This window comes from Sulfitobacter sp. AS92 (assembly GCF_038900015.1).
Taxonomy (GTDB): domain Bacteria; phylum Pseudomonadota; class Alphaproteobacteria; order Rhodobacterales; family Rhodobacteraceae; genus Sulfitobacter.
In genome coordinates this window covers 16,893-42,115 of the sequence record NZ_JBBMQL010000019.1, presented here as the reverse complement: position 1 = coordinate 42,115, position 25,223 = coordinate 16,893, and the positions used below count along the sequence as shown (strand labels likewise).

Genomic DNA, 25,223 nt, shown 5'->3' with positions numbered 1-25,223 from the left:
CGACCATGCCAAAGGTTAACGAAACCACGCTCATCGACCTAGTCTGCCACGTATTTGAACGGACCGGTATGCGTTCAGATATGGCACGGGACGCAGCCGGAGTGTTGGTGACAACCGAGATGATGGGCATCCGCACACACGGCCTGACGCGAGTCGAACCCTATGCGACACGGCTGCGCGACGGTGGTGTAAATCCTGCGGCGCTGCCTATCATCACCGCGCCTGCTCCAGCACTGCGTCAGGTCGATGGGCAAAACGGACTGGGCGCCGCGGTCGCGCTCCGAGCGACGCAAGCCGCCATGCAAGCGGCGCGCGAAGTCGGTCTGGGAGCCGCCTTCTGCCGCGGATCGTCACACTTAGGGGCGCTTGCGCCGCAACTACTTTTGGCCGCGGAGGCCGAATTCGCCGCCTTCTTTTGCACCAACACCTCACCGATGATCGCTCCGCCCGGCGGGCAGCGACCGGTGATAGGCAACACACCCCTCGGCATCGCTTTGCCCGACCAAAGTGGCTGGCATGTCATCCTAGATATTGCGATGTCGGTGGTGGCGCGTTCCAGGGTGCGGCAGGCCGCGGCCCGCGGCGACGCCATCCCGGAAAGTTGGGCAACGGATGCCGCAGGCAATCCCACCACCGACGCGGCAGCGGCGATGCAGGGCATGATGCAGGCAATCGGCGGGACCAAGGGTGCGAACTTAGCGCTTTGTCTGGACCTATTGGTAGGCGGATTGTCAGGCGCGGCAATGCTGTCGGAAATCCCAAACGCCAACCTCGATACCCAGGCGGTGGCCAACGTCGGCCATCTGTTTCTGGTCATCGATGCCGCGCGGCTAATGCCTCCTGCGGCGCTATCAGAACGGCTTGGGGACGCTAGGGAAATGCTGTCACGCGGTGCTGCAGAAAACGCCGCCGCCCCACCCCGCATGCCCGGCACGCGCGCGCTGGAAAAGTTGGCGCAGGCGCGGTCCGAAGGTGTAGAGATCGAAACAAAGCTATACGCTCGGCTTCAGGATCTGGCCGGGGCCTAGGCCGCTTCGATAAGCTCGCGCAGCGCGTCCAAGAACTACGCAACCTCAGTCTGCGTGTTGTAGTGACACAGCGACACGCGCACAGCCGAGCCCAAGCCAATCGGGTCTAGAATGTTGCGCGAGTAGTGATCGGCCTTGCGGGTATGGGTCCGGATGCCTCGCTTGTTCGGTTTTGTAACTACCTCTGTCGGTGGCTTGCAATCGACCGCGCTCGACACTAGCCCTTCTCGCCGGGAGGGAGTCAACACCGCCGATGATCGTCACGCCCGCGGTGACGATGCGGGCCCGACGGTCATCTCGACATGGGCAAAGTGGCTGCGTATCTCGGCAAGCAAGCCAGCGCTAATACAGAGGGGGCGTCACGAAGAGGGCATCTTCCATGTTGCGGTGGCGTAAGCGGCAAGTTTTCCGTCCGGGCCCATAAGGCGACTTTCCATGAACGACATGGTCCGCCCCTTCTTGATGAAACTTCCTTCGCATGTCACCGGGCCTTCCATCACAGGGCGCATGAACTGCACCTTTAGCTCGACGGTGGCACCGGGGCCTGAAATTTTGTTGACGAGATGCCCCATGGAGATGTCCATGGCCGACGCCATAGCACCGCCGTGCAGCGATCCCTGAGGATTTCGCAGCATGTCAGTAAGCGGGAAGGTCAGCCGGCAAACCTCTTTGTCGGCATCATTGACGGCCTCGGGAAGATACTCGAAGGACAGACCGAGGAAGCGTGCGAAGAAGAACGACTCGAACGCCTGCTCATGCGTTGCCACAGCGGTATCGAAATGCTCTCGCGCGGCAGCTTCGTCGATCCGCTTCGCTGAATGCTCGGAAATCATGCGTTGACGAATTTTGGTTTGCGCTTCTCAAGAAAGGCGCGGCGGCCCTCAACGTAGTCTTGGCTATCAAAGCAGGCCTTAACCCGACGTTCGCATTCGGCAAGATCGCGGACGCTTTCGTCCTTCAAGGTTTCGCCTGCGATATACTTGACCGATTCCACGGTCATCGGTGCATTGGCGGCGATCATGCGGGCGGTTTCTTCTGCTGTCGTGGCAACCTCGTCGTCAGGCACAACGCGGTTTACCAACCCCATGACACGGGCTTCTTCAGCGTCAAAGCGACGGGCGGTGAAGAAAATCTCTTTGGCAAACGAAGGGCCAACCAGATTTACCAAACGGTTGATCCCCGGGAAGCCATACCCAAGGCCGAGCTTCGCCGCAGGAATGGCGAACTGCGATCCCTGACCACAGATGCGCATATCGCAGCTCAGCGACAAGGCCACGCCACCGCCGACACAGAAACCATCGATTTGGGCGATAGTGGGCTTTGGAAATGCTTCAACCATGTCGTAGACCCGTTTGGTCGTCGCGTTGTAATGGGCCACCGCCTCTTCGCTGGCGCGTTCACTCTCGAATTTCGAGATGTCGGCGCCCGAAACGAAGGCTTTTCCGCCCGCCCCAGATAAGATCAGGATACGGACCGAATCATCAGCCTCAAAGCGGGTTACTGCAGCCTCAACGGCTTCCCACATCTCCAGCGATACAGCGTTCCGCTTTTCGGGCTGGTTAAAGATGATCCGGGCGATGTCGCCAGATTTTTCGGTAATGATCTTGTCAGTCATGGTTGGTCCTTTGATTCAGGTAATGCCTTGGGCTTTCAGTGTGGCGATACTGGCGTCCGAGTAGCCGATTTCGCGCAATATCTGCTCGGAGTGCTGACCCGCCAAAGGTGGCGGCGATGCAATGCGACTAGGGGTGCGGCTCATCAGGATCGGCTGACCAACAAGGCGTGTCTCACCGCGCTCTTGGCTGGTCGTTGGCTGTACGAGCCCGAGATGATGAACCTGAGGGTTATCGAACACTTGACCGATGTCATTGATTTCACCGGCAGGCACTCCAGCCTCATTCATTGCCTCGATCCATTCCTCCGTCGTGCGGGTCACGGTGATCTTTTCGATTTCCGCATTGAGCGCATCGCGGTTGTCCGACCGCGCAGGAGGTGTGGCAAAGCGCGCATCTTCAAGCCACTCCGTCCGCTCAACTGCCTGTGCCAAGCGTTTCCAAATTTCCTGTCCGGCCACTGCCAGGTTCATGTACCCGTCGCTAGTCTTGAACACCCCGGTGGGGATCGAAGTTGGGTGGTTATTGCCCGCTTGTTTTGGCACGTCGCCATCCACCAAGAAGCGCGCCGCTTGGAAGTCGAGCATGAAGACCTGCGCTTGCAACAGCGAGGTTTGCACCCACTGCCCCTGCCCGGACTGTTGACGCTCGAACAGCGCTATTAGGACCGCCTGAGCGGCAAAAAGCCCGGCGCAGAGGTCAGCAATCGGAATGCCCACACGCATCGGCCCCTCACCGGGCTTGCCGGTGATCGACATGAGCCCCCCCATGCCCTGAGCGATTTGGTCAAAACCGGGACGCCCAGCCAACGGACCATCCTGACCAAAACCAGAGATAGACGCGTAAACCAGACGCGGGTTGGACGCCGCCAGTGTCTCGTAGTCGATGCCAAGACGCTTCTTCACGGCGGGCCGAAAATTCTCCACAATCACATCGGCTGTATCCGCAAGTCGGCGAAAGGCCTCGACGCCCTCCTCGGACTTAAGGTTCAGCGTCAGGCTACGCTTGTTGCGGTGTAGGTTCTGAAAGTCTGCACCAGAACGCGGGCCTCCAAGCTGTGCCTTGTCGTCTGGCGCTTCAATTTTGATGACATCAGCCCCCCAATCGGCAAGCTGGCGCACGCAAGTCGGTCCAGACCTAACCCGAGTTAGATCAAGCACCCGAAGGCCGTTAAGCGCTTGGCTGGCCGGCCCTCCCGTTTTGGCGGAGTCGGGCGTATCCAAACAACCGGTCGCCTCGTCATTTGCGCTTTGGCCCATTTTATCCTCCAACCGATGTAATCTTCCCTGTATGATTATGCTGATAATTAGCGTTTAGCAATATAAATGTTAATTGTTGACAAAACATAATTGCGATGAGAGGAAGCAGTATGGATACAAATGTGCGCAATATCGGCAGTCGGCGGGCTACACTCGCTGTTGAGGTCCGCTCAGAGATCGAGCGAATGATCGTTGATGGTGAACTTGCAGCCGGCGAAAAACTTAACGAACTTCGCATTTCCGAGATATTGGGCGTTAGCCGCGGCACCGTGCGCGAGGCTATACGGTCGCTCGTTGATACCGGTTTGATCGATCTCTTCGCGAACCGTGGTGCCTTTGTCCATGAAGTGACATTGCAAGAGGTCCACAATCTTTACGACGTTCGGGGTGCGATCTTCGCAATGGGCTGCGCGGCTGCGGCCCGCCGCGTGGATGAAGGCATTGAGACGACGCTGGTCGAGCAACTTAAAGACAACCTTGCCCAGATGCGCCGGACCGAGAGCGAAGTGGAACCAGCGCTTTACTACGATCTCAACATTGCTTTTCACGACATGCTGCTCGAAGGGGCCGGCAACCCCAAGGCCAAGACTATCTACGATAATCTCGTGCGCGAAATGCACCTGTTCCGCCGCCGGGGCTTGTCGATCTCTTCCAACATTGCGCGCTCAATCGAGGAGCACGAAGCAATCACTGCAGCGGTCGCCCGGGGCGATCCGGATGCGGCATGGCAGGCGGCGCACACCCACATCACCACCGGCATGGCCCGTTACCTCAAAATGATCGAGAGGGCGGACGGACCGTCGAGCAGTGCCCTTCCCCGTTAAGGAACCAAAGACACGATGGCAAATCCACTCTATGACACATTGTTCGCCCCCCACGAGGCCAGCGATGCCCCTTTCTTACACCTAGCTGATGGCAGCTCGATCAGCCGGCGGGCGTTTCTGTCAACCGCTGCACAGATGGCAAACGCGATGGTGTCAGCGGGCATCGCGGCTGGTGATCGCGTTGCGGTCCATGTGCAAAAGTCGCCCGAGGCGCTGGCACTTTACGCGGCTTGCGTTAAGGCGGGGGTGATCTTCTTACCCCTCAACATCGCCTACACCCCTCCAGAGCTTGACTACTTCGTCGGCGACAGCGGCGCGGCCCTGTTCGTCTGCGATCCGGGCGAACTATCTGAGATGGAACCAATCGCAAAGGCGCACGGCTGCAAGGTGCTGACGCTCGGCAGCGACGGACAGGGCAGCTTCGCTCAGGCAGCGGCAGACCAGTCGGAGAAATTCAACGCGGTGGACCGTACCAAGGACGACCTTGCTGCCTTCCTCTACACCTCGGGCACCACCGGGCGTTCTAAGGGCGCGATGCTAACTCAAGAGAACTTGCTGTCGAACGCGCGCGCGTTGGTTGACGCTTGGCAGTTCACCCCCGATGACGTTCTCCTGCACGCGCTGCCGATCTTCCACGCCCACGGGCTGTTCGTGGCTTCGAATGTGTCTCTGATGGCGGGCGGGTCGATGATCTTTTTGCCAAAATTCGATCCTGACACCGTGATCGCAACCCTGCCGAAGGCGACCGTGATGATGGGTGTCCCGACATTCTATACCCGGCTCCTCGACGACCCGCGTTTTACCCGCCAGTTGACCGCCCATATGCGGCTTTTTGTGTCGGGTTCGGCGCCGCTATTGGCCGAGACACATGAGCGCTTTCAGGCGCGGACAGGTCACCGCATCCTAGAGCGCTACGGCATGACTGAAACGAGCATGAACACCTCAAACCCTTACGACGCAGAGCGTCGCGCCGGGACCGTGGGCTTTCCGTTACCCGGGGTAGAGGTTCGGGTCTGCGCCCCTGAAACACACACCGAACTGCCGCAGGGTGAGATCGGCGTGCTACATGTGCGCGGGCCGAACGTCTTCGTCGGATACTGGAACATGCCGGAAAAAACCCGCGAGGAACTGCTTCCCGATGGCTATTTCATCACCGGCGATCTCGCTCGGATCGATGCTGACGGCTATGTCCACATTGTTGGACGTGGCAAGGACTTGATCATTTCAGGCGGCTACAACATCTATCCCAAAGAGATCGAACTGTTCCTCGACGATCAGCCCGGGGTCTCGGAAAGTGCCGTGATCGGCGCGCCCCACCCCGATTTCGGCGAAAGCGTCGTGGCGGTGCTGGTCCCTGAGGCCGGCGTCACTGTCGATCTGGATGCAATCGAAGCAACCGCTCGGCGCGAACTGGCCGGGTTCAAGCGCCCCCGCAAATTCGAGATCGTTGACGCCTTACCCCGCAATACCATGGGAAAAGTGCAAAAGAACGAGCTGCGAAAGACCTTCGAGAAAGCTTTCAGCCAGTAACTTGATAAGTCTCTGCACGCCCCCCCCTCATTTAATTTCCTACGGGTCGATCCAGAAGGAACCGATTATGTCCTACACCATTCATCATGCCATTAAGCCTGGCGTTATTGCGCCAAATCTGACCCCGTTTGAGGATGACCTTTCTATTGCCCGAGACCTTTATCTCGACAATGTTCGCCGGCTGCTAGAGGACGGTTGTGTCGCGTTGGCCCCGTTCGGCACCACTGGCGAGGCGCTCTCGGTTTCGACTGCCGAACGGCTTGAGATGCTAAAGCACCTCACGTCCAATGGCATCGACCCAAAACGGCTGATCCCCGGAACCGGGCTAAGCAACCTTCCTGAGACCGCTGACCTCACCCGACGTGTGGTCGACATGGGGTGTGCAGGCGCGATGATCCTTCCGCCGTTCTACTACAAAGGGGTAAGCGACGATGGGCTCCACGCCTATTATGCGCGCCTAATTGAACGAGTAGCGCGGGACGACCTCGCGATTTACCTCTACCACATCCCTCAAGTCTCTGGCGTGCCGCTTAGTATTGAGCTGGTACGTCGCCTAAAGACAGACTTTCCAGGACATATCGTCGGCATCAAGGATTCCTCCGGAGATTGGGAAAACACCAAAGCCCTGTTCGGGATCTCGGGACTGACGGTCTATCCAGGGTCAGAGTTACCGCTTTTTGAAGCGCTCGACCTCGGCGGCCCGGGCTGTATCACTGCAACTGCGAACGTCAATACATCGGCTATCGCGAAGGTGGTCGAGCTGCACCGGAACGGCGAGACCGAAGCCGCGCGCAGCGCTTTTGAAAAGGTTCGCACACTACGGCTGACTGTCCAAGAATACGCTCCGATCCCGGCCCAAAAACGGCTCCTGGCACTCCAAAGTGGTGATGCCCGGTGGGCCAATGTCCGCCCTCCGCTCGAACCTCTGAGCGAGGCACGCGGCCGCGAACTTGCCGATCGCCTGCGCAGCGAAGTCGGCCTCGATATCCTTTCAATGGACTGATGGATGCAGCTGATCCTGTCTCTTATAGCGCGAGGGCGTCCAAGAGTGCGTCCCTTTGCGCTTGGGACTTTGGGATGGATTTCGTGATTTGTCCGCGTTGCATGATGTGGAAATGGTCGGAGTTGAGGTAAGCGAATTCGAAGTTTTGCTCGACCAAAATGATGGCCAGTTCACCGCGAGCGCGCAGAAGCCGAATGGTGCGGCCAATCATCTGGATGATATTGGGCTGGATGCCTTCAGTTGGTTCATCCAACAACAACACTTTGGGGCGGGCGATGAGCGCTCGGGCAATGGAAAGCTGTTGTTGTTGACCACCGGACAAGTCACCGCCACGCCGGGCCTTCATTACTGCGAGGACTGGGAAAAGGTCGAAGATGTCATCCGGAATCTTACGATCAGATTTAGGAAGGCAGGCAAAGCCCGTTTCAAGGTTCTCTTCAACGGTCATGAGGGGAAATATTTCCCGCCCCTGCGGCACGTATCCGATGCCCGCTTTGGCCGACAAGGCCGCACGGCCTGAGTGTAGCTCTTCCCCGTTAAGCGTGATTGTCCCGCCTGAGAATGGGTGCCGCCCAGCGATGGCTTTCAGCAGGCTCGTTTTGCCGACCCCGTTTGTGCCCGTTACACAGGTAACTTGGCCCACAGGCGCGTTAAATGTGATATTATGAAGTATCTGGGACTGCCCGTATTTCAGGTCTAAATTCTCAATCTCCAGCATCGGTGCGCCCCAAATAAACGTCTACAACAGTCTGGTTCTTGGTCACATGATCCAGCGACCCTTCGGCCAGCACAGACCCTTCGTGCAGCACAGTCACCTTGCAGTTCAGACGCCGCACGAATTCCATGTCATGTTCCACCACGATCACGGCACGGGTCTCGGCGGCCTTCTTCAAGATATCGGTGGTGTGTTCGCGTTCATGTGCTGTCATGCCAGCGGCGGGTTCATCGACCAACAGCAAGCGGGGCGATTGCGCAAGCAGCATCCCGATCTCAAGCCATTGTTTTTGCCCATGGCTTAGTTCTCCGGCGGGGCGGGTTAGATGGTTGGTCAGGTTGATTTCGTCGGCGACTTTTTCAAGTCGCGCAGCGCTCTCGGCGTTCTTGCGATAGAAAAGGACCGAGAAGGCTCCACGCGGGTTCTTTAGCGCCATAGCGAGATTTTCGCGCACGGTTTGCGCCTCAAACACCGTGGGCTTCTGAAATTTGCGCCCGATGCCAAGCATGGCGATCTGGCTTTCGGACATGCCAATAAGAGAGCGGCTATCATCGCCGAACAGAATGTGCCCCTCATCTGGCTTTGTCTTGCCGGTGATGATGTCCATAAAGGTCGTCTTGCCCGCCCCATTGGGGCCGATCACGGCCCGCAGTTCCGGCTCACCGATCTGTAGGCTGAGGTTCTTGATCGCCTGAAATCCGTCGAAGGACTTAGAGATTCCGGACATTTCCAAAAGAGAACTCATGATTTGCGTACCAGTTTATCAAAGAGGCCACCGATGCCCTTAGGTGCAAATAGCGTGATAAGTACAAAGCTAAGGCCCAGCAGCACCAACCACCAATCGACCCATTGGATCGTATAGACCCCAAGGTCGATGTTAGGTGCGCCGCCACCCGTGAACCAACTGGACAGAAGCGATACCACTGCCGCGCCAATGACCGCGCCGTAAAGCCGGCCGCGCCCGCCGATGGCGACCCATACCGCCAGATAGATCGACGCGATGGGGGCGATTTCTGCCGGATTGATGATGCCCGCTTGGGGGTAATAAAGCGCACCAGCGATGCCCGCGACGATGGCCGTAATGGTGAAGACGAAGAGTTTGTAGCTTTCCACATGATAGCCCAGAAAGCGGACGCGGGATTCATCGTCGCGGATGGCTTGGATGATGTTGCCCAGCTTGCTGTCGGTGACCCAAGCAAAAAACAAATAGCCCAGCCCAAGTGCCAAGGCTGAAGCAAGGAAAAAGACGATGGAGACGACGTCCTGACCACTTTCGGCGAAGCCCGGAATATTTTGCAGGCCCGAGAGGCCGTTGTTGCCACGTAACCCGCTGTCGTTCTGGAACAAATAAAGCGCAAGCGCCAGTGTCATGGCTTGAGTGAGTATCGACAGATAAACGCCGGTGACACGGCTTCGAAACGCCAGCCAACCAAAGACCAGCGCGAGGGCGCCGGGGATCAGCACGACGAACGCCAATTGGATAAACAGATTATCAGCAAAGGCCCAAATCATGGGGAATTCTGACGATCCGACAACGCCGAAAATCTGGTTTCCTATTGCGTCTGATATCTCCTGCGGTGTCGGTGGGATGACCTGACCTGCGAGGCTTTCGGCGACGATGATTTCAGTACGGGCATACATAAGCCACATACCAACGGCATAGCCACCGATCCCGAAAAAAGCGAAATGACCAAGGCTAAGGATGCCGCAATAGCCCCAGACGACATCCATCGCGATGGCAACAAGGCAAAGGCACAGGGTTTTGCCCAGTGTTTTGATGAATGAAGTTGAGATGAGGCCCGCGCCAGCGGCTTCGGACATCACTGTCGCAATGGCGGTGAACAGGCCTAAAGCGGCAAGAAAGTAGAGAACCGAAGGATTGCGTCCGATGAAAGACCTTCCTTGTTTGTGCGTCTGGGTCATGGCTCAATCCGCCGCTGCCCGGCCTTTGGGGGCAACAATGCCCTTAGGCCGGAATTGAATGAACAAGATGATGAAAAGGATCATATAGGTTTGTGCCGCCAGCGTGTTGGACGGGTTCAGCCACTCAATCCCCTTTTGCAGGAAACCGATCAGCCCCGCCCCAGCCAACGTGCCAAAGACCGACCCAACACCCCCCACCACGACGGTCATGAAGCTTTGCACGATGTAGTTCGCGCCCATCTCTGACGTGACCTGCGCATAAAGGCCGATGCCGACGCCAGCGACACCTGCAATTCCAGACCCCAGTCCAAATGTCATCATATTGATGCGACCAGGGTTGATGCCCATCGAGGCTGCCATGCCCGGATTCTGTGTGACCGCGCGCACCTCCAACCCAAGGCGGGTACGCTTAAGAATATACAGCAAAATGAAGAGAAACATGAGCGCCAGCACGAAGATCGCAATGCGGATGTAACTGATTTGAATCACATCCGAGATCACGAGCGCACCACCGAGCCAGTCCGGAGATGTCAGAGGACGGGCCTGCGTGCCAAAGATGTTCTTGGCGATTTGTTGCAAGGCAATCGAGATGCCAAAAGTCGCCAGCAAAGTCTCAAGCGGGCGATGATAGAGATGCCGGATCACCAGCCGCTCCATCGCGACACCCGCACCAAAAGTGATCGCAAAAGCAAGCGGCAGCGCGACAAGTAGCGATACGGTGTAGTCGGGGATGATGAGTTGCACGACGTAGCCTGTGTAGGCACCCATCATGATGAACTCGCCATGAGCCATATTGATGACCCCCATTTGCCCGAATGTTATCGCAAGCCCAATCGCGGCAAGAAAATAGATCGAGGCCAGTGACAAACCGTCCAACGCCAAATCCAAGGTTTGCGCCCATCCGACACGCGTTTCGACCTCGTCAAGCGTGGCGCGGGCAGCGTCGGTGATAGCAACGTCGTCCTCGTCGTAGAGCTCATAGAAGACGGCATCCTGCACAGCGGTGGTGATATCATCCGGCGTCACTAAAGGCGGCACTGTGCCAGCGTCGGCGAGCACGCGATATGCGTCACTCCGCGTTTCTTGGTCGTCCAATTGCGCCAAAGGGATGCCGCCGACGCGACCTTCAACGATGTTGGCTTCAAGTGCTGCGCGAATATCACTGTAAGACACGATTGCAGGCGCTAGATCGGCGCCAACAAGTTTTTCGTAGCTTGCGGATGGGTCCGCCATGGGATCAAGAATGCTGGCGATGTTGCCCTCGGGCTGCTCCGTCGCCACCGCAGTCGTCACAGAGAGGATCTGGTTCAGCACCGCGCGGGCTTCGACGGACGTGTCGGACGAAAGGCTCTCAATGGCCTTGATACGTTCTTCGGGCACCTCTCCAAATCGGGCAGTCAAAAAGTTGATCAGTTGCTCCTTGCGGGCGCGCAAGGTTGGGTCTTCTTCCCCATCAAGTGACGCCATGAGCGGCTCAAGCTGGCTGGCATCACTCCGTCGCGCGATACTTTCAAGCGCTGCTTGGCGGCGTTCGGGATTGGTGTCGGACAGTTGGAACTGTACCAACGCCGTACCGATGACACGCCGCACGCCGCCATTGGGGCGCATCTGGCTGAAATCATCTGATGATGCGGTTGTTTCTTCGCCCGTATCAACGTTGCGCAGCGTGAGCGTATCGTCGGCTTCGGTCGCGATATAGAACAGGCCCGTTGTGTCGTCTTTCCAGATGCTTCGGTCGGCCCATCGTTCTAGAAATACAGGTACCTGCGGCAGGCCGGAGGTCACCAAGTCGTCCAACATTACTCCGACTGAGTTGCGCGATGGCTTGGCCACTTCGTCGCTATGGGTCTGCAAGATGGACTGAAGGTCTTGGGCTGAGGCGAACCCGACAGAAGTCAGCAAGCACAACAGGCTGAGCAGAATACGAACCATTGTGTATGGGACTTTCGGTCAGGAGGAGTGTTCAGAGAAGGTGTCGGGCACGTTCAATGGCGCGCCCGACTGTCAGTATTAGTAGTTTGAGGTCAGCTGAACGCAGGTCTCGGTTTCGGTATTGTACATGCCGCACTCGAGTTCTTTCCAATCGGAGACCAAAACGGCAGATTCAAGCAGAAAGTCCGTCCATGCGTCACCCGGAACCTCTTTGGTCTGGCTGATGATATCGAACTGGCCGTCCGCGGTGATTTCACCGATCAAAACGGGTTTGGCGAGGTGGTGGTTAGGTAGCATCACAGCCGTCCCGCCGGTGAGGTTCGGGAATTCCTGCCCGTACATCGTCGTGCGCACCGCATCCACCTCCGTGGTGCCTGCATCGGTGACCGCATTCACCCACATGTTGAAGCCAATGTAATGGGCTTCCATCGGGTCATTGGTCACGCGGTCATCGCCCATTGCCTCTTTCCAGGCGGCGACCCACTCGTCGTTTAACTCGGATTCTGCAGACTGGAAGTAGTTCCACGCGGCGAGGTGACCGACAAGGTCGGACGTATCAAGGCCGGACAGCTCTTCTTCACCGACCGAGAACGCGACGACTGGGATGTCGTCAGCCGAGATACCGGCGGCGGCCAGCTCTTTGTAGAAGCCGATATTCGCATCGCCGTTGATAGTAGAGACCACGCCCACCTGAGAGCCATCTGCGCCCAGTTCAACCACATCCGCTACAATGGTAGACCAGTCGGAATGACCGAAAGGTGTGTAGTTTACGAAGATGTTTTCTTCGGGGATGCCCTTATCCACAAGGTATTGCTCAAGGATGTTGTTGGTGGTTCTGGGATAGACATAGTCTGTGCCGAGCAGAGCAAATTTCTCGACGCCCAATTCCTCCAGGAAATAATCGGTGGCAGGGATCGCCTGCTGATTCGGGGCGGCACCTGTATAGAACACATTGCGCGAGCTTTCTTCGCCCTCATACTGAACCGGGTAGAACATCAGGCCGTTCAATTCTTCCAGAACAGGCAATGCGGATTTGCGCGAAACAGACGTCCAAGAACCGAAGATGACATCAACCTCAGACACAGTGAGAAGTTCACGCGCCTTTTCAGCGAACAGGGGCCAATCGGAAGCGGGATCAACGACAACAGCTTCGATTTCGCAACCCAACAAGCCGCCTGCGGCGTTTTGTTGGTCGATCAACAGCTCCATCGTGTCCTTCAATGTCGTCTCGGAAATGGCCATTGTGCCGGACAAAGAGTGCAACACGCCAACCTTGATCGGGTCCTCGCATTCCGCGCTGACTGCTGAACCTGCGATCAAAAGGGCAGCGGTCGCGGTAAGTGTTCGTTTGGTGGAAATTCTCATGACGGTATCCCCGTTTGGTGTGCGGAAGAGCGGAGACGCAAACATCCCAATGAGCCAATGCTTTTCCACACAGCGTTTGCTGTAGCTGCAAATGGTTAGGTTCCTGCAAGACTATCCCGTTCGCGGCGCTCCATACCGAAGCTGTTACAACGTCAATTTAGATAGACGAGCCGGCAAGCCCCAAGCTGCCAAGAGTTTCTGCACTGCAGCAAAAATGCCTTAAAGATGTGCAGTTTGCAGCCGAACCGCCAAATATTAGGCGCTAGACGCAGAAAACACGCCCCCTTTTCTCTCTGCAAAGCAGCGTTAGCGCGGGGTGTTTATGTGGGCTTTCGGGTATTGAACGGCTGAGAATGCCGTGGCCTGCCGACCGGCTACCGAATAAAGCGTTAACTAGATGGGCAGTACACACGGAGTAAACATGCCCCGAAGGTGCTGGCCGTGCCGTATTGATCCGAGGCCTTTGCGGCGACTTTAGTCTGCGCGAGATCCAGAACTCATGCCCGGTAAATTCCCGCCAAGCTATCCATTCCGCGCGCGGATAATTCCCAAGCGGCGCGAAAAATCTCGAGGCTTTCTACATAGGCGTCCGTAAGCGCGGGGTTTGGGGCGATGCTTTTGCTGATCTTCGGCGTGCGGATCACCTCCGCCGCCCCGCCGTCTTCGCTGCCCAGTATCGCCAGCCGGGCGGCCCCCAAAGCAGCCCCCTGTGCGCCACTTTCTGGCACATCAAGCGTGAGGCCCGTAATATCGGCGATCATTTGCAACCATGTTTCAGACTGGCTGCCACCCCCCGCCACGCAAACCCGTTCTGGCAAAGAGCCGCATTGCTCAAGCGCGCGACAACAATCGGCAAAGGCAAAGCCAACCCCCTCCATCACGGCTTGGACCATATCGGGCAACTCATGTGCGCGGCGCAGCCCGTGGAAGGCACCGGTGGCATCCGGCGCGTTATGTGGGGTCCGTTCGCCCGAAAGATAGGGCAAAAAGGTGATCGGCGAGGGCTGCGTCACGCCCCGAACCATCCCCGCAAGTGCTGCGGGCTTTTGCCCAGTGATCTGCCCCAGCCATGCCAGCACATCCGTGGCCGACAGGATCACGCCCATCTGATGCCAAGTGTCGGGCACCGCGTGGCAAAAACTATGCACAGCACTTTCGGTGTTGCTCTCAAAACGGTCAGTGACCGAGAAGAGCACCCCTGAGGTGCCGAGCGACAAGAACCCCTGCCCCGGTTGCACCAATCCCAGCCCCACGGCGGTGGCCGCATTGTCGCCCGCACCGCCTGCGACCGCGACGTTGCTGACACCCCACTTCGCAGCCAGATCAGCCCGAAGCCCGCCCGCCCGCGCGCTGCCTTCGACCAATCGCGGCATGTGATCGCGGGTGAGGTCCGTAGCGGCGAGCAATTCATCAGACCAATCGCGTTTTGCCACATCCAGCCAAAGCGTGCCCGCCGCGTCTGACATCTCAGACACATGTTCGCCCGTCAGCCAAAAACCGACGTAATCCTTAGGCAGCAAGACTTTGCGAACCTGCGCAAAAATCTCAGGCTCATGCTTTTGAACCCACCGTAGTTTGGGCGCGGTAAAGCCTGCCATGACGATGTTGCCGCCAATGCCGCGAAAATCAGCCAGACCTTCCAACTTCGCGCATTCGGCATGGGCGCGCCCATCGTTCCACAGGATTGCCGGACGCAAAGGCCGATCGTCCGCATCAAGCAGCGTGGCCCCGTGCATCTGACCTGACACAGCGATGCCGCGCAGCGCTGCGAATTCGGCGGGGGCGGCCGCACGGACCTGCGCAATCGCACTCTCGCAGGCGGTGATCCATGAGTGAGGGTCTTGTTCGCTCCACATCGGATGGGCGCGCTGAACCTTTAACGGTGCATGACCTTCGGCCAAGGCCGTTTGGCCTTCGCCGATTAAAAGCGCTTTGACGCCCGAGGTGCCTAGGTCCAAGCCAAGATAGGTCATGCAGTACTCGTTACTTCACAAAGGGAGAAAGGCCACCGGCAGAGTGCCGGTGGCGGCATTAATCAGAACGGGCTGTCAGGATAGTAGAAATCCATCGCGTTCTCTTGGGTCACCAGAACCGAGCCGATCACGAAAGTGCCCGACACCGGCGCGTTGGAGGTGAGGCCCACGGCGGTCAGCTCAATCGCGGTGGCGATCATCGACGGCGGGTAGGTGACGTTGGCCGGGATCATCGCATCGCCATCGGCTGTGCGCTTGATCATTTCTTTCATACCAGCACCGCCAAGCACGAATTTCACATCGTCACGGCCTGCGGCCTCAATCGCGGCCAGAACACCAATCGCCATATCATCGTCAGACGCCCAAACCGCGTCGATGTTGGGATATTTCGACAAGAAATCCTGCATCACGGTAAAGCTGTCGTCGCGGTTCCAGTTGCCATGTTCCATATCCAACACGGTGATGCCAGAGCCTTCAATCGCCGCATTGAACCCCTCAACACGCTCGTTGTCGATGGTGGTGGGGATGCCGCGCAGCACGACGATATCGCCGCCATCGGGCATTTGTTGAGCCATAAACTCACCCGAGACCTTGCCAAAGCCGCTGTTGTCGCCCGCGACATAGAGGTCTTGGATCCCCTCGACCGACAGGCCACGGTCAACCACGGTCACCCATGCGCCGCTGTCTGCCACGGCTTGCACCGGCGGGGTCAGCGGATCGGATTCGAACGGCAGTACCACCAGCGCGTCAATGTTGCGTGTGGCAACCATGTCTTCGATGTCGTTCACCTGTTTGCCGGGGTCCGACGCGGTGGCGAGCACGAAGTCGAGATCGGGATAGACCTCTTCCAGACGCTCGACGGTTTCCTTGGCGTGGAAGTTCATGCCCCCCGCCCAGCCGTGGGTCGCCGCCGGGATCGAGACGCCGATAACCTTGGTCTCTTGGGCAAAGGCGCCCGTACCGACAGCCGTGGCCAGCGCAGTGGCAATGAATGTTTTGGTAAATGTCATTTTTGCTCCTCCCATGAAGCGTTCAACTACGGCTCAAAGCGCCGTCTTCCTTTCGCGCTGTAGGATCACAGCGAGAATGATGATAATCCCTTGGATCGCCCCATTGAGATATGGCGACACGAAATCAGTAAGGTTCAGGATATTGCCGATCAGGCTCAGGATGAGCACGCCAATGACTGTGCCCCAGACCCGACCGAAACCGCCCTTCAACACCGTGCCGCCGATGATAACCGCGGCGATGGCCTCAAGCTCCCACAGCACCCCGGTCGAGGCCGAAGCCGAGCCGAGCCGTGGCACATACATGATCGTCGCAACGCCGACCAAGATGCCCAAGGCCGCGTAAGAGATCAGCCGCGTGCGTTTTACGTTCACATTTGAATAATGCGCGACATTCTCGTTCGATCCGGTGGCCGCACAATGGCGCCCGTAAACGGATCGCGACATGATGATCTCACCGATAATCACGACCAGCGCAAAGACGATAATTGGCCAACTGATCCCGAGGATGCCGTCGAAGTAGACGGGCCGGTAAAAGGTCCGCAAACCAAAGTCGAGCGACAGCGTGCCTCCATCGGCAAGCCATGTCACCAACGACCGATAAATCCCCATCGACCCCAGCGTGACGATAAAGGCTTCGATCCCGAGAGTGGTGATTAAAAAGCCATTCAACAGCCCCGCCAGCAGCCCCGCGACAATGGCGGTGAGCATCCCCAGCAGAATAATAGGCACGCCGATGCTCAGACTGGGCAACGCCGCATTCATCACCAAAATCATCAGCCCTGCGATAAAGGCCGCCATTGAGCCAACCGAAAGATCGAGGCCCCCCGCCGTGATCACAAAGGTCATGCCCACCGCAATGATGCCGATAAAGGCAGACCGCGCCAAGACGTTGGTGATGTTCGCCGCACTCAGGAAGTTTGAGTTCATCAGCGCGCCAATCAGCAGCAAAACGACCAAGGCGATAATCGGCCCGAGGACGGACATCGACGGCATCCGAAGGCTTTTGGTGTGAGGTGTGGTTACATCTGTCATCTTCGGTTTCCTTAGGCCGTCATCGGCATTTGTTCGGCGCGCAGCCCCATCGAGAGGCGCACAATCGCGTCTTCCGTGATCTCATGCGGCGCCAACGTGCCGCTCACTTCGCCCAAGCGCATGACCATCACACGGTCGGCAAGGCCGATAAGTTCGGGCATTTCAGAGGTAATCACGACGATCGCATGGCCCTGATCGGCCAAGTTGCGCAAGAAGGCATAGATTTGCTGTTTTGTGCCGATGTCGATGCCGCGGGTCGGCTCATCCACGATCAGGATACGCGGTTCAGAGAGCATGATCTTGGCCAGCAGTAGCTTTTGCTGGTTGCCGCCCGACATATTGCCGACCCGCACATCGCGGCTGCCCGCGCGAATGTCGAATTCTTTAATCGCATGGGTCAGCGCCGTTTCCTCAGCACCCCGGTCGATCATAAACGCACCAAACTTATGCAAGTTCTGCAGCGTCAGGTTCTCGCGCATCCCGCGTTCCAACAGCAGCCCCCGCAACTTGCGGTCTTCGGTGAGGTAGCAAAGCCCGGCCCGCTGCGCGTCGCTAGGTTGTTTAAAATGAACCTGCTCGCCAAAGAGTGTCACGCGATCGATGCGCGCAGCCCTCAAGCCCGCCAGCCCCTCCATCAATTCCGTCCGGCCCGAGCCGATTAGCCCGCCAATCCCCAGTATCTCGCCTTGCCGGAGCGAAAAGGACACGTTGCTGGCGTAGCCGGACACGTTCAAGTTTTCGACAGAAAGCACCACCGGCGCGTCTGCGGGGACGCCGGGTTTTGGCGGGTAAAGGTCAGACACATCGCGGCCCACCATGGCGGTCGCCATCTCATCTTCGGTGATCTCTGCCGTGGGGCTGGATTGCACCACTTCGCCATCACGCATGATGGTGACATGGTCCGAGATCTCAGCGACCTCATCAAGTTTATGTGACGTAAACAGAACCGCCGTACCCGCTGCACGCAGCGCCGCGACCTGCTTGAACAACACGTCCGTCTCACGTTTGGTCAGCACCGCCGTCGGCTCGTCCATGATCAACACCCGCGCATCGCGCGACAGGGCTTTGGCGATTTCCACCATCTGTTTGTCGGAGTTCGACAGGGTGGATACGCGCGCATCGGGGGAAACATCGCAGGCCACGCGGTCAAGATAGTCACGCGTAAGGCGCCGCATCTCGGCTTTATCAAGCAGTGGCCCACGCTTTAGCTCTCGGCCCAAAAAGATATTCTGCTCAACCGTCAACTGTTCGGCCAAATTGAACTCTTGGTGGATCATCACGATCCCGGCCACCTCGCCATCGTGCAGGCTGTCGAACCGGGCGGGCGCGCCGTCCAATTGTACATCCCCTTGCGTGGGCAGTTGATAGCCCGCCATGATCTTCATCGTGGTGGATTTGCCCGCCCCGTTTTCACCGATGAGCGCGTGAACGGTGCCCGGCTCCAGCGCGAGGGTCACACCATGCAACACCTCGATCGAGCCGAAGCTTTTGCTCACGTTGCGCAGGGCAAGAACGGGGTTGGGTGTCATAGCTTGGTCCACGCCGCGTCGTTGGCCGAAGACGTCACGCAGGCATTGATGAACCGCATTCCGTCCATTCCCGCCGCGATACCGGGCAGCACGCCCATGGCGTTTTCGCGGGTCGCCCCGCCCTGCACCGCGCGGATCGCATCGGCGGCTTCGTTATAGATTGTAGCGAATCCTTCGAGGTATCCTTCGGGGTGGCCACCGGGAATACGGCTCACCGACTGCGACTCTTCCGACGCCCCGGCCCCGTTGCGGGTGATCAGACGTTTGGGTTCGCCGAGCGGCGTAAACCACAGGTAGTTGGGATCCTCCTGCGACCATTCCAGACCGCCCTTTTCCCCATAGACCCGCAGCTTCAGCGCGTTTTCATTGCCGGGGGCCACTTGGCTTGACCACAGCATACCGCGCGCGCCGCCAGCAAAGCGCAGCATCATATGCGCATTGTCGTCGAGCTTGCGCCCTGTGCCCCAGCTTTGCAGATCGGCGGCGATGCTTTCGACCTGCAAGCCGCTTACAAAGCACGCAAGGTTATGCGCATGAGTGCCGATGTCGCCCACCGAGCCGCCCGCACCAGAGCGTGCGGGATCGGTCCGCCATTCGGCTTGTTTGACGCCATTGTTCTCCATGGGCGCGGTTAGCCAATCCTGCGGGTACTCTGCTCGGACAATGCGAATATCGCCCAGATCGCCCGCTTCGACCATTGCCCGCGCTTGGCGGATCATGGGGTAGCCAGTGTAGTTATGGGTGAGAATGAAGAGCGCGTCGGCCTCGGCCACCGTGGTTTCCAGCGCCTCTGCATCCTCCAGCGTGGAGGTAAGCGGCTTGTCGCAAATCACATGAATGCCCTTGGCCAAGAATGCCTTGGCGGCGGCGGCATGGACGTGGTTGGGAGTGACAATCGAGACCGCCTCGATCCCGTCTTCGCGGGCGGCCTCGGCCTCGGCCATCTCTTCGAAACTGCCGTATGAACGCGGAATGCCCAGAGCCTCTGCACTGGCGGCGGATTTCTCGGGGGTCGAAGACAGCGCGCCCGCGACCAGATCGAACCGGTCGTCGATGCGCGAGGCGATACGGTGCACCCCGCCGATAAAGGCATCATTGCCGCCGCCCACCATGCCAAGTCGAATACGTGCCATCAGTCGATCCCCAGCATTTTGCGGTTTGCCGCCTCATCGGTGCCGCCATCGGCGAAGTCATCAAAGGCCTTGTCGGTCACGCGGATGATGTGATCCGTGACGAACTGCGCCCCTTCGCGCGCGCCGTCTTCGGGGTGTTTCAGACAGCATTCCCACTCCACCACGGCCCAACCATCAAAATCATTGGCGGCCATTTTGGAAAAGACAGCGCCGAAATCAACCTGACCATCGCCCAAAGACCGGAACCGTCCGGCACGTTCCGTCCAGCTTTGATAGCCCGAATAGACCCCCTGCCGCCCGGTCGGATTAAACTCCGCATCCTTGACGTGGAACATCTTGATCCGGTCTTTGTAGATATCGATGTTATCAATGTGATCAAGGCACTGCAGAACGTAATGGCTGGGATCATAAAGCATATTGGCGCGTGCGTGATTGCCTGTGCGCTCCAAGAACATCTCATAGGTGATGCCGTCATGCAGGTCTTCGCCGGGGTGAATTTCATAGCAGACATCAACACCGCAGTCTTCGGCGTGGTTCAGGATCGGAAGCCAACGCGCGGCCAACTCGTCAAAAGCCGTCTCAATCAGCCCCGCAGGGCGCTGCGGCCAGGGGTAGACGTAAGGCCAAGCCAAGGCACCAGAGAAGGTCGCATGCGCGCCGATCCCCATGTTTTTCGACGCCGAGAGGGCCATTTTGACCTGCTCAACCGCCCATTCCTGACGCGCCTTCGGATTGCCGCGCACTTCGGGGGCGGCAAAACCATCAAAAGCGGTGTCATAGGCAGGGTGCACGGCGACGAGTTGCCCCTGAAGGTGGGTCGAAAGTTCGGTGACCTCTACGCCGTTCTCAACTGCCTTCCCCTTGAATTCGTCGCAGTAGTCCTTGCTCGACGCCGCTTTGGCCAAGTCGATCAGCCGCGCGTCCCAACTGGGCACCTGCACACCCTTATAGCCGCAATCGGCCGCCCATTTGGTAATGCTGTCCCAAGAATTAAACGGTGCTTCGTCGCCTGCAAACTGCGCTAGAAACAGCGCTGGTCCCTTGATCGTTTTCATGGTGGTCCTCCCTCTCCCCGGCTCAAACGAACCGGTTCACGATATTCTCCAGAATTTCCTGCCGGCCCGAGCGGGGCTGTGGGTTGATGCCGTCCTTGGCAACCTGCGCCGCGATAGTGGCCAGATCCCCCTCCAGCATCGCCTTTGCCGCGGGTGTCGCCCAGCCCGCGTAGCGCTCATCGCGCATGGCATCGAGCGTGCCATCCTCCAGCATCGCGGCGGCGGCTTTGAAGCCCCGCGCGCTGACGTCCATCGCGCCTGCATGGGCCGCGACCAGATCAACCGGGTCAAGCGATTGCCGCCGCAGCTTGGCGTCAAAGTTGGTGCCGCCGGTGGTGAACCCGCCTGCTTTGAGCACCTCGTAATAGGCCAGCGCGACCTCGGGCACATTATTGGGGAACTGGTCCGTGTCCCAGCCCGATTGGTAGTCGTTGCGGTTCATATCGATGGAGCCGAAAATCCCCAATGAGGACGCCAGCGCCAGTTCATGCTCGAACGAGTGGCCCGCAAGGATCGCGTGGCCCTGTTCGATGTTCATCTGAACCTCGCCCTCCAGCCCGAACTCCTTGAGGAAACCATAGACGGTCGCAACATCGAAATCATACTGGTGTTTGGTCGGCTCCTGCGGCTTCGGCTCCACCAGAATGGCACCTTTGAAGCCAATCTTGTGTTTATATTCCACGGCCATCTGCAAGAAACGCCCGGCCTGCTGGCGTTCGCGTTTCAGGTCGGTGTTCAGCAAGGTTTCATAGCCCTCGCGCCCGCCCCAGAGCACATAGTTCTGACCGTCCAGCTTGTGGGTCGCATCCATGCAGGCTTTGACCGTCGCCGCCGACCACGCAAACACCTCGGGGTCGGGGTTGGTGGCCGCACCCGACATGAAACGGCGGTGACCAAAGAGGTTCGCGGTGCCCCAGAGTAGTTTGGTCTTGGAACTTTCCATCTTGGTGCCGAGATAATCAATGATCTCTTCGAAATTGCGCAGGCTCTCGGCAAAGGTGTCGCCCTCGGGGCGAATGTCGGCGTCGTGCCAGCAGTAGTAGGGCGCGTTCAGCAATTCGAACATCTCAAAGGCCACATCGGCCTTGAGGCGCGCCATGTCCATCGTCTCGCCGAACCATGGGCGGTCAAAAGTCTGCCCCCCAAAGGGGTCACCGCCGGGCCATGCGAAGGAATGCCAGTAGGCCACGGCAAAACGCAGATGGTCTTCCATCCGCTTGCCCATAAACACTTCGTCGGGGTTGTAATGGCGAAAGCCCAGGTCAGACCCGTCTGGATCATAGGAAAGTGGCTTAATATCTTTGAAGAAATCACTCATGTATCTTAGGCCTTCATCTTATCGGTCAAAGCATCGGCGGGCAGATTGTCCCGCACATAAATTGTCGGCACGAGGTCCGGCATCGGCGGCAAATCCTTTTCGTCAATCAGGGCGCGCAACACGGTGAAGGCGCGGTTAATCTCGACGTCTGGACGCTGGTCAATCACCAGATCAATATGCCGCTCAAGCAGCGCTTGGCGCGAATGGGCGACAAGTTCGTGCACAACGCAGAAGGGCCGCTTGCCTTTGGCTTCCTGAAGGGCCGCGATAAGACCGCTGTTGCCTGCTCCCACGTTGTAAAGCGCGGTAAAACCGGGATGTGACAGCAGTTCCCGTGCCTGCGCTTGCAGCACAATCGGGTCATCTTTGGTCATGATCGGGTCGAGCACGTCTATGAAAGGGAAGTCAGCTTCCAGCACCTCACGAAACCCTGAGAGCCGCTCGGCGTGGTCGCGGGCTTCCATTGAGCCTGCAAAGGTCTGAACACATCCGCTATGACCGCCATGCGACAGGCCAACAGTGCGCGCTGCCGTGCGTCCGGCTGCGATATTGTCGATGCCAATATAGGCCGCGCGCGAGGTCTGCGGCAGGTCCGAGACAAGGCCCACCACGGCCACCCCTCGCGCACGCAACTGAGCCAAAGACTTCTCAAGCGCGGTGCTTTGCAAACCAACGATAGCGATACCGTCAATGTCACGGCCGAGCAGGGCCAGGAGACTTTCCTGAAGCCCCTCCACAGCAAAGGCCGCGACCTTGATCACTTCGACCGTGACGCCCTCACGCTGCTGATGTTCGGCGGTATGGATAATGTGCTGATGGATGCGATTGAAGAATGCATTGGAGCCCTGCGGGATCAAGAAGGCGAGCTTATAGATGCGACCTCGGGACAGATTGGCAGCCGCGATGTTGCGTACATACCCAAGCGCGGCCACAGCCTTGCGCACCTTTTCGGAAGACTTCTCAGCCACGTTGCCACGGTTATTGATAACCCGGTCGGCGGTGGCATAGCTCACGCCAGCAGCACGGGCGACATCGCTTAACGTTGGACTTGGCATGAACACTCCCCCCGCGCCGAACCTCCCAGTCGACACTACTTATGACCATTTAGAAGGAGTTTTGATCGACGTCAATCATTTTTTGACAGACGTCGATCATTTTAGGCGCTCAGAACAGACTGTCGGCGATTATAGAAGCCAAACTTGAAGGTTCTGTTGTGTCAATTCATGCGAAAAAGAATGTATCGCCGGATTAGAAGAATTTCACATCCCAGCCGTACCGGGGAAATCATGTATAAACCGCCTTCCAAACAGGTCACCAGTGGAAGACGGTTTGCTTACGTGGTCGCTGACGAGAGGCGCTCCTCAGGAGCCACTCTCGCTAATCTTCGCTTTATTTATTCTCTACTGCGGAGCCTGTTCATAGGCCGCATCAGTAAGAGGACCACATGCAAGCCCCTCGGGACCAGAAGCGCGAAGGATAAAGGCCTCGCCGTCCGGCTCTACCACGCAGCGCAGCGGAAAGTTGACGCCTTGACGCAAAGCACCCACGGGGTTGGACAGCGTCAACACCTCAGCGTCGAGGGAATATTCGCCAGCCACGTTATCGCCGCTCTGCCCGTTACGCATGTTAAATGTTCCGTCGGATTCGAAGCGGGCCAGGATATCGCCCGTGCGGTAGGTGCCGGGTACAATAGCGGCCTTCGTGCTTTGTTCAGCGTCAGGGCGGTCCGATTGTAGTCGCTCGGCTTGGTCAGGTGACGCAGCGTCTGAGCCAGAGGTTGTCGCTTCAACAGCGCCCTCATCGGATGTGTCGCTGTCTTCTACCTGCGGAGCAGCATTCTGTTCCTCAGTGGTACTAGAAGCTTCGGGATCGCCGCTTGGAGTTTCCGCCGGTTCAGCCGTCGCGCTGTCAGCTGCGTCCTGCTGTTCAATGATGCGCTGCTCAACCTTCAACAGTTCATCAGAACGCGTCTGAAGAAGGGCGGTCATGTCCTTAAGTTCCGTTTGCACATTTGTGCGCTGCTCTTCGGCAGCGGAGACATCGGATTGTAGGTCAGAACTCCGCAAATCAAGCTCAGAGAGTTCACTTACCAACTGTTGCTTCCGGTCTTCAAGCTCCGCGATATTGTTTGAAATTTCCGCCGACTTTTCTTGAGCTTGCGCTTCTATGCTGCGGGCTTGTTGGATACGTGTTTCCGCCTCTGCCAGCTCTTTCGACAGGGTTGCTGCTTCCGCCTGCAAGGCACTCAGCGTTTCGCGAAGGGTGCTTTCTTGGTCTCGCGCTTCTTTCAAGCGCGCGCCTACCGTCTCAACCTCTTTCATGACTTCAGTCAGCGCCGTCTGCGTCTCTTCACGTCTTGCTTCCCGATTTGCGATCTCTTGATCTATGCCGCTCAGGGTAGAGCGCTGGCTTTCAAGTTGAGCCGTCGACTGCTCTAGCTGATTGTTCGCGTCGTTTAGGGATGCTTCGACATTTTCGGCTTCGGTCAATGCGACATCACGGCGTTCGGCCAGCGCCGCAAGTTCGTTTTCAAAGTCCTGACGCGCCGCTTCGATCTGCGCCGTCATCCCGGTCAGTTCAGTAGACAGAGCTGTTTCCGCGTCTGTGCGCTGCTCTGCCAATGCTGCCAATTCCTTATCAAACTCCGCCATCGCCGACTCTCGCCGCTCGTCAAGTCCCGCAAGGTCACCGCTTGAGCTCTTGATACGCGCCTGAATATCGGTCAGTTCTCCTGACGCCGTCTTCAATGCGGCAAGTGAGGCTGCCACTTCATCGCGCTGAAGGGTCGCAGCCTCGACCTGGCGTGCCATTTCATCCTCAAGCGAAGAGCGGTTCGTAGCGCCGTAGATACCCCAACCCCAACCAAGCACCGCGATCACGGCAAGGGCAATAAGACCAGAGCGGTTTGCGCCATTCTTTTTGCTATCATTCGTTCCAGTTTGATCCAAATCATCGGCCATAGACGTAACTCCCATTCTGGT

21 protein-coding genes are annotated in these 25,223 nt (G+C 58.1%); 4 read left to right on the top strand and 17 right to left on the bottom strand.

The features are described 5' to 3' along the window. Positions 1–5: 5 nt before the first annotated feature. Entirely contained in the window at positions 6–1,028 is a 1,023-nt protein-coding gene (locus WNY61_RS19085; RefSeq protein ID WP_342853027.1) for an Ldh family oxidoreductase, read from the top strand. Between the two features lie 359 nt (positions 1,029–1,387). On the opposite strand, the gene WNY61_RS19080 is transcribed toward WNY61_RS19085, so the two are convergent. Genes WNY61_RS19080 through WNY61_RS19070 form a run of 3 tightly spaced genes read right to left on the bottom strand, consistent with a single transcriptional unit; the run spans position 1,388 to position 3,864 of the window. After that, entirely contained in the window at positions 1,388–1,861 is a 474-nt protein-coding gene (locus tag WNY61_RS19080) for a PaaI family thioesterase (protein ID WP_342853026.1), read from the bottom strand. Further along, positions 1,858–2,643, bottom strand: a complete 786-nt coding sequence (locus WNY61_RS19075; protein WP_342853025.1) for an enoyl-CoA hydratase — start codon at positions 2,641–2,643, stop codon at positions 1,858–1,860. The genes WNY61_RS19080 and WNY61_RS19075 overlap by 4 nt, the downstream gene beginning before the upstream one ends. Before the next feature lie 15 nt (positions 2,644–2,658). Continuing rightward, the gene (locus WNY61_RS19070) at positions 2,659–3,864 is read right to left on the bottom strand and encodes a CoA transferase (protein WP_342853036.1); all 1,206 of its coding nucleotides are present in this window, start codon (positions 3,862–3,864) and stop codon (positions 2,659–2,661) included. A 131-nt stretch (positions 3,865–3,995) separates the two neighbouring features. On the opposite strand from WNY61_RS19070, the gene WNY61_RS19065 reads away from it, so the two are divergent. The 3 genes from WNY61_RS19065 to WNY61_RS19055 all read left to right on the top strand — a co-directional run bounded on the left by WNY61_RS19065 (position 3,996) and on the right by WNY61_RS19055 (position 7,257). After that, positions 3,996–4,724 carry a GntR family transcriptional regulator gene (locus WNY61_RS19065; RefSeq protein ID WP_342853024.1) on the top strand — a complete coding sequence of 243 codons (729 nt, stop codon included), beginning with the start codon at positions 3,996–3,998 and terminating at the stop codon, positions 4,722–4,724. 15 nt (positions 4,725–4,739) lie between these two features. After that, complete coding sequence (locus tag WNY61_RS19060) at positions 4,740–6,254, top strand: malonyl-CoA synthase (RefSeq protein ID WP_342853023.1); 1,515 nt, start codon at positions 4,740–4,742, stop codon at positions 6,252–6,254. A 67-nt stretch (positions 6,255–6,321) separates the two neighbouring features. After that, positions 6,322–7,257: a dihydrodipicolinate synthase family protein gene (locus WNY61_RS19055; RefSeq protein ID WP_342853022.1), complete on the top strand. Its 936-nt coding sequence runs from the start codon at positions 6,322–6,324 to the stop codon at positions 7,255–7,257. Between the two features lie 22 nt (positions 7,258–7,279). Here WNY61_RS19055 and urtE read toward each other — a convergent pair whose 3' ends face one another. The 14 genes from urtE to WNY61_RS18985 all read right to left on the bottom strand — a co-directional run bounded on the left by urtE (position 7,280) and on the right by WNY61_RS18985 (position 25,202). Further along, entirely contained in the window at positions 7,280–7,975 is a 696-nt protein-coding gene (urtE, locus tag WNY61_RS19050; RefSeq protein WP_342853021.1) for an urea ABC transporter ATP-binding subunit UrtE, read from the bottom strand. After that, positions 7,962–8,717, bottom strand: a complete 756-nt coding sequence (gene urtD / locus WNY61_RS19045) for an urea ABC transporter ATP-binding protein UrtD (protein ID WP_342853020.1) — start codon at positions 8,715–8,717, stop codon at positions 7,962–7,964. Before urtD ends, urtE begins: the two co-directional genes overlap by 14 nt. Further along, positions 8,714–9,895 carry an urea ABC transporter permease subunit UrtC gene (gene urtC, locus WNY61_RS19040; RefSeq protein WP_342853019.1) on the bottom strand — a complete coding sequence of 394 codons (1,182 nt, stop codon included), beginning with the start codon at positions 9,893–9,895 and terminating at the stop codon, positions 8,714–8,716. Before urtC ends, urtD begins: the two co-directional genes overlap by 4 nt. A gap of 3 nt (positions 9,896–9,898) precedes the next feature. Further along, the gene (gene urtB, locus WNY61_RS19035) at positions 9,899–11,827 is read right to left on the bottom strand and encodes an urea ABC transporter permease subunit UrtB (RefSeq protein WP_342853018.1); all 1,929 of its coding nucleotides are present in this window, start codon (positions 11,825–11,827) and stop codon (positions 9,899–9,901) included. 78 nt (positions 11,828–11,905) lie between these two features. Then, complete coding sequence (urtA, locus tag WNY61_RS19030) at positions 11,906–13,192, bottom strand: urea ABC transporter substrate-binding protein (RefSeq protein ID WP_342853017.1); 1,287 nt, start codon at positions 13,190–13,192, stop codon at positions 11,906–11,908. Between the two features lie 497 nt (positions 13,193–13,689). Further along, positions 13,690–15,165: a xylulokinase gene (gene xylB, locus WNY61_RS19025; RefSeq protein WP_342853016.1), complete on the bottom strand. Its 1,476-nt coding sequence runs from the start codon at positions 15,163–15,165 to the stop codon at positions 13,690–13,692. A 62-nt stretch (positions 15,166–15,227) separates the two neighbouring features. Then, a complete protein-coding gene (locus WNY61_RS19020) occupies positions 15,228–16,175 on the bottom strand; it encodes an ABC transporter substrate-binding protein (RefSeq protein ID WP_342853015.1) in 948 nt (315 codons plus the stop codon). Between the two features lie 33 nt (positions 16,176–16,208). After that, the gene (locus WNY61_RS19015) at positions 16,209–17,207 is read right to left on the bottom strand and encodes an ABC transporter permease (protein ID WP_342853014.1); all 999 of its coding nucleotides are present in this window, start codon (positions 17,205–17,207) and stop codon (positions 16,209–16,211) included. A gap of 11 nt (positions 17,208–17,218) precedes the next feature. Next, positions 17,219–18,736 carry a sugar ABC transporter ATP-binding protein gene (locus tag WNY61_RS19010; RefSeq protein WP_342853013.1) on the bottom strand — a complete coding sequence of 506 codons (1,518 nt, stop codon included), beginning with the start codon at positions 18,734–18,736 and terminating at the stop codon, positions 17,219–17,221. Then, positions 18,733–19,869, bottom strand: coding sequence for a Gfo/Idh/MocA family oxidoreductase (locus tag WNY61_RS19005; RefSeq protein ID WP_342853012.1), 1,137 nt, complete (start codon positions 19,867–19,869; stop codon positions 18,733–18,735). The genes WNY61_RS19010 and WNY61_RS19005 overlap by 4 nt, the downstream gene beginning before the upstream one ends. Then, the gene (locus WNY61_RS19000) at positions 19,869–20,924 is read right to left on the bottom strand and encodes a sugar phosphate isomerase/epimerase (protein WP_342853011.1); all 1,056 of its coding nucleotides are present in this window, start codon (positions 20,922–20,924) and stop codon (positions 19,869–19,871) included. Before WNY61_RS19000 ends, WNY61_RS19005 begins: the two co-directional genes overlap by 1 nt. Positions 20,925–20,946: 22 nt before the next feature. Next, positions 20,947–22,242: a xylose isomerase gene (xylA, locus tag WNY61_RS18995; protein ID WP_342853010.1), complete on the bottom strand. Its 1,296-nt coding sequence runs from the start codon at positions 22,240–22,242 to the stop codon at positions 20,947–20,949. Between the two features lie 5 nt (positions 22,243–22,247). Continuing rightward, positions 22,248–23,297 (bottom strand): LacI family DNA-binding transcriptional regulator, encoded by a 1,050-nt coding sequence (locus WNY61_RS18990; RefSeq protein WP_342853009.1) that lies wholly within the window; start codon positions 23,295–23,297, stop codon positions 22,248–22,250. Between the two features lie 345 nt (positions 23,298–23,642). Next, complete coding sequence (locus WNY61_RS18985) at positions 23,643–25,202, bottom strand: hypothetical protein (RefSeq protein ID WP_342853008.1); 1,560 nt, start codon at positions 25,200–25,202, stop codon at positions 23,643–23,645. Positions 25,203–25,223: the final 21 nt, after the last annotated feature.

Coding starts and splice junctions, on each gene's coding strand:
- WNY61_RS19000 (WP_342853011.1), bottom strand. CDS start 20,924: ATGAAAACGATCAAGGGACCAGCGCTGTTTCTAGCGCAGTTTGCAGGC.
- WNY61_RS19015 (WP_342853014.1), bottom strand. CDS start 17,207: ATGACAGATGTAACCACACCTCACACCAAAAGCCTTCGGATGCCGTCG.
- WNY61_RS19055 (WP_342853022.1), top strand. CDS start 6,322: ATGTCCTACACCATTCATCATGCCATTAAGCCTGGCGTTATTGCGCCA.
- urtD (WP_342853020.1), bottom strand. CDS start 8,717: ATGAGTTCTCTTTTGGAAATGTCCGGAATCTCTAAGTCCTTCGACGGA.
- xylB (WP_342853016.1), bottom strand. CDS start 15,165: ATGACCTATCTTGGCTTGGACCTAGGCACCTCGGGCGTCAAAGCGCTT.
- WNY61_RS19020 (WP_342853015.1), bottom strand. CDS start 16,175: ATGACATTTACCAAAACATTCATTGCCACTGCGCTGGCCACGGCTGTC.
- WNY61_RS19065 (WP_342853024.1), top strand. CDS start 3,996: ATGAGAGGAAGCAGTATGGATACAAATGTGCGCAATATCGGCAGTCGG.
- WNY61_RS19060 (WP_342853023.1), top strand. CDS start 4,740: ATGGCAAATCCACTCTATGACACATTGTTCGCCCCCCACGAGGCCAGC.
- xylA (WP_342853010.1), bottom strand. CDS start 22,242: ATGAGTGATTTCTTCAAAGATATTAAGCCACTTTCCTATGATCCAGAC.
- urtB (WP_342853018.1), bottom strand. CDS start 11,827: ATGGTTCGTATTCTGCTCAGCCTGTTGTGCTTGCTGACTTCTGTCGGG.
- WNY61_RS19010 (WP_342853013.1), bottom strand. CDS start 18,736: ATGACACCCAACCCCGTTCTTGCCCTGCGCAACGTGAGCAAAAGCTTC.
- WNY61_RS19005 (WP_342853012.1), bottom strand. CDS start 19,869: ATGGCACGTATTCGACTTGGCATGGTGGGCGGCGGCAATGATGCCTTT.
- WNY61_RS19080 (WP_342853026.1), bottom strand. CDS start 1,861: ATGATTTCCGAGCATTCAGCGAAGCGGATCGACGAAGCTGCCGCGCGA.
- WNY61_RS18990 (WP_342853009.1), bottom strand. CDS start 23,297: ATGCCAAGTCCAACGTTAAGCGATGTCGCCCGTGCTGCTGGCGTGAGC.
- WNY61_RS19075 (WP_342853025.1), bottom strand. CDS start 2,643: ATGACTGACAAGATCATTACCGAAAAATCTGGCGACATCGCCCGGATC.
- urtE (WP_342853021.1), bottom strand. CDS start 7,975: ATGCTGGAGATTGAGAATTTAGACCTGAAATACGGGCAGTCCCAGATA.
- urtA (WP_342853017.1), bottom strand. CDS start 13,192: ATGAGAATTTCCACCAAACGAACACTTACCGCGACCGCTGCCCTTTTG.
- urtC (WP_342853019.1), bottom strand. CDS start 9,895: ATGACCCAGACGCACAAACAAGGAAGGTCTTTCATCGGACGCAATCCT.
- WNY61_RS19085 (WP_342853027.1), top strand. CDS start 6: ATGCCAAAGGTTAACGAAACCACGCTCATCGACCTAGTCTGCCACGTA.
- WNY61_RS18985 (WP_342853008.1), bottom strand. CDS start 25,202: ATGGCCGATGATTTGGATCAAACTGGAACGAATGATAGCAAAAAGAAT.